The sequence below is a fragment of the Campylobacter sp. RM9333 genome (assembly GCF_020137705.1).
Lineage (GTDB): Bacteria > Campylobacterota > Campylobacteria > Campylobacterales > Campylobacteraceae > Campylobacter_E.
The window spans coordinates 61,442-72,858 of sequence record NZ_JACGAY010000007.1 but is presented as its reverse complement, the minus strand read 5'-3'; the positions used below and the strand labels follow the sequence as shown (position 1 = coordinate 72,858).

Here is an 11,417-nt window from a genome sequence, read left to right as displayed (position 1 = left end):
CGAATACTTCTCTTAAGCCTTTTTGAATGATTTCAAGTGGGCGAAGTGAGAATTTGATTAAGAAGAATAAGCATAATAAAATAATCACTAAAGAAGCGAAAAATAATGTTATATTTTGTTTTAATAAAGAATTTAAAGTATCGTCTATATCGCTAGTTAAATTGGTGCTACAGAATTTCCAGCCTGTTGTATTTGAATTAATACATACTGCAGTTTTTTCATCACCTTTAAAGGTATAGCGAACTGAAATGCCATCTTTTAGATTATTTTCAATCATTTTTATAACATCATCTTGCTTTAATTCAAATTCTTCATTTGGGTGCATTACAAATTCTAATTTATCATCATAAGCAAATATTGTGTTGGTCTTAGAAAAATGTAAAGTTAAAATTTGATTTTTTAAATCTTTAAATGCCATATCTCCACCAATTACTCCAATGATTTTGCCATTTTTAATAATAGGTGCTGAAATTGTCATAACTTTTTCTTTTAATCTCTCATCAGGATAAACTTCTTTACCTAATAAAGCTCTATTGGCACTAATAGCATCTTTATACCAACCCCTACTTCTTGCATCTTGGTCTTTTACTATATAAGGCTCATTATTAGAACTAATATAATAAAACTTGCCACTATCTGCCATACCAATAAATAAAGCCGAGAAATTTGAAATTCCTAAATAATTTTTAAGAATTTTAAAGATATTCTCATCTTGATTATCTTCACTAATTGAATTTGCTAAAATTGGTGAGAATTGCTCTATAAAATTTATTCTTGAATTAAAATAAGAATCTACATAAAGCATAGTGGCATTTAAGCCGTTTTCTTTAGCTTTATCAGTAAATGATAATGAATCAGTTTTTGAACTAGAATAATTCACTAAGCATAAAATGATAAAACAAACTACAAGTGGGATAGCAATTAATGCTGGAATTTTGTTTGTTAATTTCATAATACTCCTTTTTAAAAAATTGCGTTAATGTTACAATTAAAGAATTGAATAATATTTAATAGAAAAAAAATTTTTAAATATCTATGTAGCAATGGTTTAAGCATTTAAGGAATAATAAGAAAAATTATGATTTCAATTAAAAATATATTAATTGAAATCAATGAAATTATAAAATCTCTTTTAATTTATTTGCATTCTTAAGCCATTCGTTTAGCTTTTGATATTCATCGTTATTTATCATTTGCTTAAACTCATTTAGTTCATTTATAAAGCCATCAAGAGCATTTAAAACATTTATTTTATTTTCTTTAAAAATACTTTCCCACATTGCAGGGCTACTCTTTGCAATCCTACTCATATCAGCAAAAGAACCACCTGCTAGGTGTAAAATATTTTTCTTATCTTCGCAATCTAACACATAATTTGCCAAAGAAAAGCTAATTACATGCGGTAGATGAGATATGATGGCACTATGATGATCGTGCGAACTTGCATTCATAAAAGTAATTCTCATTCCAATATTGCTTAATAATTCTATGGTTCTATGTTGATGAAATACGCTAGTATTTTCAGTATTACACAACACACAAACAGCGTTTTTAAATAAATCAATCTTAGCAGCACTAGGACCATTATGCTCTGTTCCTGCCATTGGATGAGCTAGTATGAATTGCTCTTTTAAATCATCGCTTATTGCGTTTTGAATACTTTCTTTTGTGCTACCAAATTCTATAATTGTAGTAGTTTTTGGAATATCTTTTAATTGTTTAATAATTTCAATAATAGCCCCAACAGGAACACATAAGAAAATCAAATCACAAGTTTTAATCTCATCAAAAGTTATAATTTCATGAACTAAATTAAGCTTTAAAGCTTCTTTTTCGTGTTCTTTATTTAAATCAATTCCATAAACTCCACTAATAAATTTGTTTTTCATCAAATTTAAAGCCAATGAGCCACCAATTAATCCTAATCCAACTACAACTGCTTTCATAACTTATCCTTAATTAAGATTTATATATGCAAAATAATATAATATTTTTCTAAAAAAAGGAGTTTAAATGGTTGATTTTATTGTGATTTTTTTACACTTATTTTCAGCAATTATTTTTATAGGTTATGTATTTGTTGATGCGATTTTATGCTATAGGTTAAAACAAGCTAATGAGCTAAAAAAGGCTTATTTTAAAAGTTCAGGTATTTTATATGCACTTAGCTTTGTTATATTAATTCTTAGTGGAATTTATCTAGCATATAATGAATATACTAATTTTGCAAATATAAATAAAATTATGTTTTTTATCAAAATAGCTCTAGTAATTTTAATGCTTTTTATAACTTTTATTAGTATTTATATAGCAAGATTTAAAAATAACAAAGAACATTTTTTAGTAAAACAAGCTCATATTTTAGCTTTGATAATATGTTTTTTAATAGTTTTATTTGCAAAATTATTAAGTATTTTATGAGTAGTGAAAAAAGAATTTGAAATAAAATCTTATTTCAAATTCTTAATATTTTTAGCCTTTATTTGTAGCTAATTTGCGTCTTAGATAAGCGATTTTTGTTTGTAGTGGTAATTGTTTAGGGCAATTATCTTCACAAGCAAGTAAGCTCATACAAGCAAAAATTCCATCATCATCACCAACTAATTCATAAAAATCATCTAAAGTTCTATTATCGTGTGGGTCTTGCTCGTATCTTGCAGCTCTCATAAGTCCTGCAGCACCTATAAAATTAGGTCTCATAACTTTAGTCGCACAAGAAGCTATGCAAATACCACATTCAATACATCTATCAAGCTCAAATGTTTCTTCAGCAACTGCTGGTTCAACTCTTTCTTCAATCTTAGAAATATCAGTAACTTTGTCAGTATGTATCCAGCTTTCTACTCTTTTACACATACCTTCCATCCATTCACCTGTATTAACACTTAAATCCTTAATATGCTTAAACGCAGGTAAAGGCATAAGCTCAATTACTCCATCAGGATAATCTTTAGTAAGAGTTTTGCAACCTAATTTTGGTTTGCCATTAATCATCATTGCACATGAGCCGCAAATTCCTGCACGACAAACGAAATCAAAACTCAAACTTGCATCAAATTTTTCTCTAATTTGATTTAAAACTATAAAAATAGTCATACCACTAGTTTCATCTAATGTATAAGTAGCAAAATGTGGCTTGCTAATTTTACTATGTGGATTATATTTAAATACCCTTATTGTTAGTTTCCTACTCATAATCAACCCCTATTCTTTGATTAGCTGCTTTAAATCTAGCTTGTAATTCATAAGGCATAAGTGCGTCTTGGATTTCTGCTCTACTTTTACCTTCTGCTTGTAATTTTTCTGTAATTTCATCTACTTGTTTTTGACGAACTTCACTTAAAGGATTTTCAATTATATTTCCTTTTGCACCATAACCACGGAATGCTGGTGGCATTTCCATTTTCATAATATCAAGGTCTTCATATTCAACTCTAGGTAAAGTTGAACCTTCATCCCAATAAGTCATAGTTCTTTTCATCCAATTTAAATCATCTCTTTTTGGATAATCTTCTCTATAATGAGCCCCACGGCTTTCAGTTCTAAGAAGCGCACCACGAGCAACACATAAAGCAACTTTTAACATTCTTGGAACTCTATAAGCTTCTTCTAGCTCTGGATTTGAGCAATTTAATTCTTTATCTTTAATAGCTACTTTTTTGCTCTCTATTAATAATTCTTCAAGGCGTTTTACTGCGTATTCTAATCCTTCTCCTGTTCTAAAAATAGCAACATGCTCCCACATAATATCTTTCATTTCGTTTTTGATTTCAAAAATATTATATTTACCTTCACGATTTGCTATTTCTTTTAAATAATTTGCTTCATCATTTAAGAATTTTTGAACCACTTGCATATCAGCTACTATTGTATTATTTTTGCAATACTCAGAAAAATAATCTCCTACAATCATACCTGCAACAACGGTTTCAGCACAGCTATTTCCACCTAATCTATTAAATCCGTGCATATCCCAGCAAGCTGCTTCACCTGCTGCAAAAAGACCTTTCATCTTTGGAGTTTCTCCATTTGGCTTAGTTCTAATTCCACCCATTGAATAGTGTTGCATAGGAAGAACCGGCGCCCAACCTTTTGGGCCTTCATCAGCAGGGTCAATTCCATTAAATGTCTTACAAATATCTTGAACATCTCTTAAGTTTTTTTCAACATGAGCACGACCTAAGATTGAAATATCAAGCCATAAATGCTCTCCATAAGGACTTTTAACACCTTTTCCTTTTCTAATATGTTCCATCATACGGCGACTTACAACATCACGACTTGCTAATTCTTTTTTCTCAGGCTCATAATCAGGCATAAAGCGATATCCATCAACATCTCTTAAAATACCACCATCACCACGGCAACCTTCAGTTAAAAGTATCCCACTTGGAACAATTGGAGTTGGGTGAAATTGAACCGCTTCCATATTTGATAAAGAGCATAATCCTGTCTCAAGTGCCATTGCTGCACCTGTTCCTTCACAAATAACTGCGTTTGTAGTTTGTTTATAAACTCTACCATATCCACCTGTTGCTATCATTGTGCCTTTTGATACAAATGCAGTTAAACTACCATCAATTAAACTTCTTGCAACTACGCCTAAACAAATTCCATCTTTGTGAATAATTCTAAGAGCTTCCATTCTATCTATGATTTTTACATTATGTTTGATTGCTTCGTTTGCAACCCCAAAAATCATACAATGTCCTGTAGCATCAGCAATATAGCAAGTTCTCCATTTTTTAGTCCCACCAAAATCTCTTGCATTTATAAGTCCGTGTGCTTCTTCTTTTTCTTCTATTGTTACTTTTTGTGCATTTATAACAACATTTCTAGGACCTTTTGTAATCCTAGTCCAAGGCACACCCCAACTAGCTAACTCACGAACAGCCTTAGGTGCAGTTTGAGCAAACATTCTTGCTACTTCTTGATCGCATCCCCAATCACTTCCTTTTACGGTGTCAGCAAAGTGTAAATCTTCATTATCTCCTTCGCCTTTATTACCATTAGCAAGACTTGCTTGCATACCACCTTGAACTGCAGCTGAGTGAGAACGCTTAACAGGACAAATACTTAAAAGCGTAACTGATTGACCACTTTTAGCAACTTCAACAGCACTTCTAAGTCCTGCTAAACCACCACCAACTATTAAAGCATCACTAAATTCTACTTTCATTTTAAGCCTTTCTGTTTGTTATAAGCTAATACCAGCTTTTATAAATACTGCTAAATTAGCAAGTCCTAAAACTATAAAGAAAATACTAATAACCCATTTTAATTTTTTAAGAGTTTTTCTTCTAGCTCTTGCAGTATGCACATCATTTCCATCAAACCAACCCCATTTAACGCAAAGTCTATAAAGACCAATACCACCATGAAGCTCAACAGCGAATAATAAAATTAAATAAAACGCCCACATATTATGATTTACAATTCTTTCAACTGCACCTAAAAATCTAATAGTTTCAGGATTAAAAAACATCATTGCAAGGTGCATTGAAGCGAAGAAAAACATAACAAAACCTGTACAGGCTTGAATAACCCAAAGCGTTGTATCTTCGTGTTTTATTAGTTTTGAATGCTCTCTTGCGATTTGCCATTGGCGATAAGTAATTGGTAATTTTCTCATACCAAGAGCAGCGTGAATAAAGAAAATAATAAAAATAATAAGCACCATACAAGATACTAAAGCAGGTTTTGGTGTATCAAAAATAGCCGAACCTTCAAAAAACTTAGCCGTAGCATTAAAAAATTCAGGACTGATTAAAACGGTAGAAACAAAAAGCATATGTCCCCACATAAAAAGCCCTAGAATTAAACCAGTAGCACTTTGATAAAAATCAAGCTTAGCAGGTAAGCGTGATTTAGTGCCATCAACTCTTTTGCCTAAAAAATTTTCAATTTTACTAGACACTTTAACTCCTTTTCTTAAATTTTTCTAATTTTACTAATGTTTAACAAACGACCTACGAAAAAATATGTGGAATAATGAATTTAAACCACGGATATGCAATAAGTGTGTAAATTAGTAAATAAATGGCTCCAAAAATAGCACCTAACTTCCAAAATTCTGCACCTTTAATATAACCACTCGCAAACCAAATTGGGCTATGTCCTGTCCCATAAGGCGTTAAAACACTTATCATACCCATTGGAGCTAGTAAAAACATCATAATAAAAGACGCATCATAACCAGCAATTTTACTTGCAATAATTGCAAACACCCCAACAACTGCAGTAACATATGCAGTCCCAGAAGCAAAGAAATATCTTAATAAACAAAACACAAGTAATAATATAAATACTGCTAAAGTAGGACTAATACCACTTAATAAACTATCAGTATATTTTGATAAGAATTCTAAAAATCCAACATTTTTTAATCCACCTGCCATTGTTACTAAAGTAGCAAACCAAGTAAGAACATTCCACGCTGGTTTATTAGCTAAAAAATCATTCCAAGTAATAATATTAGTAACTATCATTAGAATAATTACAATTAAAGCAGTTGTAGTAGCACTAACTCCAAAAGTCTTTGAACCTATCCATAAAATTAGAGCAAGAATTGAAATGCTTAACATTAATAATTCTTTTAATTTAATTGAGCCAAGTTTTACTAATTCTTCTTTAGCCCAAGCACTAATTTTACTAGAGCCTTTAACTTCTGGTGGATAGATATAATAAGTTAATAAAGGAGTGATTAAAAACAAAATAATACCAATAGGTAAAAAGCATAAAAACCAACCCATCCAATCAACTACAGCAATACCTGATTTTGATAATATCTCTAAAGCTAGTGGGTTTGGTGCTTGACCTGTTAAAAATATTGAACTTGAAATACAAGTAGTAGCAAGACTTACCCACGCTATGTAAGCACCTATTTTTCTTGGTTCTTTATCAGGAGAGCTATCATACATAGCAGGAATACTTGTAGCTATTGGATAAATAGTTCCACCACTTCTTGCAGCATTACTCGGAATAAATGGAGCTAAAATTAAATCAGCAATAGCAATTGCATAGCCTAAACCTAAAGTAGATTTGCCTAATTTATTTACTAAAATTAAAGCAATTCTTTTACCAAGACCACTATTTTGATAGCCAATTCCTATCATAAATGAAGCAAAAATAAGCCACACAACAGAATTTGAAAATCCAGTTAAACCCCAATTAATTGCAGCTTCTGAAGTAATTTTTGCACCAACTTCGCCTGATTTTGCAGGACCAACTTTAAATAATATTGCTAAAGCTATAGCAATAATACCTAAAAAAGCAGGTGGCATAGGCTCTAAGATAAGCCCTACAACTAAAGCAGCAAAAATGCTAACATAAATCCAAGCATTCATACTAAGCTGAGAATAATCAGCAAATAAATACGAAAGCAAAAACACAAGCAAACCAGCAGCAACTGGTGCGATAAATTTCCACAACGGAACCTTACCTTTCATATTAACTCCTAAAATTAAGTTGAAATTAATATATTCCAAAAAAGCTAAAGAAAATCTTAATTTTTTAAATAATCATCTAACTTTAAAAAATTAATATCTATTTTTAAGCTTTAATTTAAAAACAATTTAAACTTAAAATATTTTAAGGTTAATTTTTAATCATCATTTGCATTATTAAAAGCTAAATTAGTAAAAACCAAAATTCCATTTAATATTTTTGCTTATAAAATATTCCTAATAATAAAAACAAACTTATAAAGCCGACGCTATAAAGTAATTCTACAAATAATTTGCTTGTCATTTTACCAATCTCCTTTTGAGAGATTTTATAAAAAATTATATTTTTTAAGCTAATTAATTAAATAAAATAATCTAAAAATTATTTTTTTGATACATTAAGTAACAATAATAAAGTAACTATATAATTTTTAATATTTTTAAAAGGAAAATTATGAAAAAGATAATATTAACTAGCGCTTTTAGTTTTAGTGCTTTGGCGTTAGAATTTGGTAGTTTAGGCAATATACCTTTGAGTATGGGATATGCTGGAGTTGCACTTAAAGATAATGATTTTGCAGCTTATTATAATCCTGCTAGTTTGATTTATTCTAAAAATGGGGTTAATTTTAGTTTTGGAGCAAATTATAATCAAAAAAATCTTTTAGAATTATCTAATCTTGATAAATCTATAAATAAAAAAATTGAAGCAAATATAAGCAAAATAAAGCATATTTTTAATCCAAACAACAATTCAAGAGCTAATAATTTAAAATTTGGTAATTTTGGTAGTGTTATAGATGATTTTATATTAAGAAACACAAATAGCGATAATGAAGATTTAGCCTTATTAGCAAAAACTTTTAAAGATGAATTAGATGATAATTTAGCTAAAGATGAGCTAGACAATATAATTAGTGATTTAAAAAATAAAATGCAAGATAATGATGAATTATCTACAACAATAAAAACCGAGCTAATAACTTCAACAAATAATACAAATGAAGAATTAAATAACAATGGTGTTGATACAAAATTATTAACAAATATAATAAGTGATACCGATACAAAAAATGTCTTAGATGTAATAAAGAATTCAAAAGATGGTAATGTTAATTTAGATGATTTATTGTTAGATATTGGAGATACTAAATTAGATACCTTTCTTGATGAAAATACCTTAAATGATATTGAATTAATTTATAATGCAGTTTATGACAATGAAGTTAATTTAAATATATTAAGTGGTTTAGAATATAACAATAATTTAGGGGATTTAAGTGCTTTTTCTGTAAGCTTATTTAATACGATTTCACTTAATACTTATGCTTCGTTAAATAAAGAAAAAAGTAGTTTAATAATAAAAATAAAAGATGATGATAGATATATTTATTTAAAATTATTTAAAAGCAATTCACAACTATTCGTAACCAATGTAAGCGAAGAAGAATATTTAAATCATTCAGCAATGCAAGATAGTGTAAAAAATCCTTTAAATACAACAATGCTAATGATAACAGAAGTGCCGATTAGTTACGCCAATGGTTTTATAATGCCTTATGGAGAGCTTAGTTTAGGTGCTAGTTTAAAATATATGAATATTCAAGCATATCAAGTAGAAAAAGGCATTAAAATAGATATGAATGGAGTTAATTCTAAAGATATAAATATTAAAAATGATTTGCATAATGCAAAATCAACAAATACTTTTGGAATAGATATAGGAGCATTATATAGTATTGATGATTTTTCTACTGGATTGGTTATTAAAAATTTAAATAATCCTAAAATCAAATTCCATTCAAACAGTATGAGATTAAATCCGCAAGTAAGATTTGGATTAGCATATAAATATAGTGATTTTACTTTTGCTTTTGATGCTGATTTAGTTACAAACACAACTTTATCAAATAAATACAATAAATCTCAAATGCTAGGCGGTGGTGTTAAATACGAATTTAATGATTATTTTAATCTAAGGGGTGGCTTAGCTTATGATATTAAAAAAGATTATGGGACTATACTTACAACGGGAGCTAATTTCTTTAATATATTTGATATAGCCTTAGCAAGTGGATTAAAGTCTAGTAATTGCGATAAAGATATTTGCAAGGTTTCAAGTAAAGTGCCTAATTATTTTGATTTAAGAATAGGATTTGGATATAAATGGTAAAGAATTTGAATTAGGATTTAACCTAATTCAAATCTTGCTTAATCCCAACATTCAGCGTTTTTAATACCTAATTTTTTAGCGCTAAATACAGGGTCTAAACCTCTTTTCTTTTGCTCATCATAATCTTTTAAGCATTTTATTAAAATAGGACTTAATAATAAAATAGCAATGATATTTATAGAAGCCATTGCAGCCATTGTAATATCTGCTAAATCCCAAGCTACTTTTAAATCTAATTGAGAACCAATAAATACCATAGCAACAGCACTTATTTTAAAAACTAATTCATTTAAATTATTTTTTGTAAGGTTTTTAACATTTGCATCTGCATAGTAAAAATTACCGATTAAAGAAGTTACAGCAAATAAAATAACTGCAAAAGTTATAAAATGAAGCCCCCAAGTACCATAATATTCCATCATTGATTGTTGCACCATAGGTAAAGCATTTAATTTAGTTTCGCCAGTTGATAATTGATTAATGTAACTTTGTGAGAACAATACTAAAAATCCAGAGCATGAACATATAATTAAATCAATAAATACTGAAAAACTTTGAATAATTCCTTGTTTTACAGGATGGCTTGTATTTGCTGCTGCAGCTGCGTTTGGAGCAGAACCCATACCAGCTTCGTTTGAAAATAATCCACGCTTAATTCCTATTACTATAACACTACCTGCAAATCCACCAAAAATAGCTTGAAAATCAAAAGCACTATTAAAAATCATTTTAAACACAGATGGTATTAAATCATAGTGCATAGCCATAGCAATAATGCTTAGTAAAATATAAACAAAAGCCATTATAGGAACAATAATTGAGCTTACTTTTCCAAGTGATTTTGAATTTGAAAAGAATAATGCAAAAGCAACAACACTTAAAATAATCCCTATAATTATACTTGCATTACTAAAGTTATCAGGAAAATATATCTCAAATGCTGAAGTCATAGTATGGCTTTGAAGTCCATTAAATCCATAAGCATAAGTAATAATTAAAATAACTGAAAATAATTTACCAAAAAATTTATTTCCCAAGCCTTTTTCAATAAAATATGCAGGTCCTCCACGAAAACCATTTTCATCTTTGCTTTTATATATTTGAGCTAATGTGCTTTCAGCAAATGCACTTGCACCACCTATAAATGCCATTACCCACATCCAAAACAATGCACCTGCACCACCAACTACAACTGCAGTGCTAATTCCAGCGATATTTCCAATACCAACCCTTGAAGCTGTTGAAATCATTAAAGCTTCAAAACTACTAACATGGTCTTTGTTGTCTTGCTTTTCTTTTAATAATGTTAAAACATTACCCATCAATCTAAACTGAGCAAAACGAGTATTAATAGTATAAATAACACCTACAATAATTAGTGCAAATACTAAAAAATAAGTATACAAATAACCATTTATTAAATCTAAAAATAAATGTATTTCTTCTAATAAACTTTGCAAACGCTCTCCTTGATAAAAATTTCAAAAAATCATTATATATAAATTCAAGCGTTTTTGGTTAATTACTTATGCTTACTGCTTTTATCTTCGCAAGCAATAATTAATCTTTCAAAAGGATTTTTTTGATTATCTGGCTTTTTAATAATGTCTTTTAAGCTCTTTGGATGTAATAAATTCATAGTATCTCCTTTAAATTTAAAAAAAACGAAGTTATTATAATAAATAAAAGATAATAAATATCAAAATCATATTATTTTTTAGAAAATTTTATTTATCGTTACATTTTGTAACATTTATTTTAAAAGTTTGATTTAAATTTATAATAAGTTATATAAATAT

Annotated in this window: 9 protein-coding genes; 2 read left to right on the top strand and 7 right to left on the bottom strand. The window is 29.0% G+C overall.

Going from position 1 to position 11,417, the window contains the following annotated elements; all coding sequences use genetic code 11:
• Both AVBRAN9333_RS04240 and AVBRAN9333_RS04235 read right to left on the bottom strand, forming a co-directional pair.
• A partial coding sequence (locus AVBRAN9333_RS04240; protein ID WP_336609491.1) for a PDC sensor domain-containing protein occupies positions 1-952 on the bottom strand: 952 nt, incomplete at its 3' end.
• 166 nt (positions 953-1,118) lie between these two features.
• Positions 1,119-1,946 (bottom strand): prephenate dehydrogenase, encoded by an 828-nt coding sequence (locus tag AVBRAN9333_RS04235; RefSeq protein ID WP_336609490.1) that lies wholly within the window; start codon positions 1,944-1,946, stop codon positions 1,119-1,121.
• Between the two features lie 67 nt (positions 1,947-2,013).
• Here AVBRAN9333_RS04235 and AVBRAN9333_RS04230 point away from each other — a divergent pair, with 67 nt between their 5' ends.
• Positions 2,014-2,421: a hypothetical protein gene (locus tag AVBRAN9333_RS04230; protein WP_336609489.1), complete on the top strand. Its 408-nt coding sequence runs from the start codon at positions 2,014-2,016 to the stop codon at positions 2,419-2,421.
• Positions 2,422-2,472: 51 nt separating this feature from the next.
• Here the strand turns inward: AVBRAN9333_RS04230 and AVBRAN9333_RS04225 are convergent, their stop codons facing one another.
• Genes AVBRAN9333_RS04225 through AVBRAN9333_RS04210 form a run of 4 tightly spaced genes read right to left on the bottom strand, consistent with a single transcriptional unit; the run spans position 2,473 to position 7,448 of the window.
• Complete coding sequence (locus AVBRAN9333_RS04225; protein WP_214117694.1) at positions 2,473-3,195, bottom strand: fumarate reductase iron-sulfur subunit; 723 nt, start codon at positions 3,193-3,195, stop codon at positions 2,473-2,475.
• A complete protein-coding gene (locus AVBRAN9333_RS04220; protein ID WP_214120099.1) occupies positions 3,188-5,179 on the bottom strand; it encodes a fumarate reductase flavoprotein subunit in 1,992 nt (663 codons plus the stop codon). The genes AVBRAN9333_RS04225 and AVBRAN9333_RS04220 overlap by 8 nt, the downstream gene beginning before the upstream one ends.
• A gap of 18 nt (positions 5,180-5,197) precedes the next feature.
• Positions 5,198-5,917 carry a fumarate reductase cytochrome b subunit gene (locus AVBRAN9333_RS04215; RefSeq protein ID WP_336609488.1) on the bottom strand — a complete coding sequence of 240 codons (720 nt, stop codon included), beginning with the start codon at positions 5,915-5,917 and terminating at the stop codon, positions 5,198-5,200.
• Between the two features lie 52 nt (positions 5,918-5,969).
• Positions 5,970-7,448 (bottom strand): DASS family sodium-coupled anion symporter, encoded by a 1,479-nt coding sequence (locus tag AVBRAN9333_RS04210; protein WP_336609487.1) that lies wholly within the window; start codon positions 7,446-7,448, stop codon positions 5,970-5,972.
• Between the two features lie 451 nt (positions 7,449-7,899).
• On the opposite strand from AVBRAN9333_RS04210, the gene traF reads away from it, so the two are divergent.
• Positions 7,900-9,618 carry a conjugal transfer protein TraF gene (traF, locus tag AVBRAN9333_RS04205; protein ID WP_336609486.1) on the top strand — a complete coding sequence of 573 codons (1,719 nt, stop codon included), beginning with the start codon at positions 7,900-7,902 and terminating at the stop codon, positions 9,616-9,618.
• Positions 9,619-9,656: 38 nt separating this feature from the next.
• Here the strand turns inward: traF and AVBRAN9333_RS04200 are convergent, their stop codons facing one another.
• Positions 9,657-11,057: an alanine/glycine:cation symporter family protein gene (locus AVBRAN9333_RS04200; RefSeq protein ID WP_336609035.1), complete on the bottom strand. Its 1,401-nt coding sequence runs from the start codon at positions 11,055-11,057 to the stop codon at positions 9,657-9,659.
• Positions 11,058-11,417 lie beyond the last annotated feature (360 nt).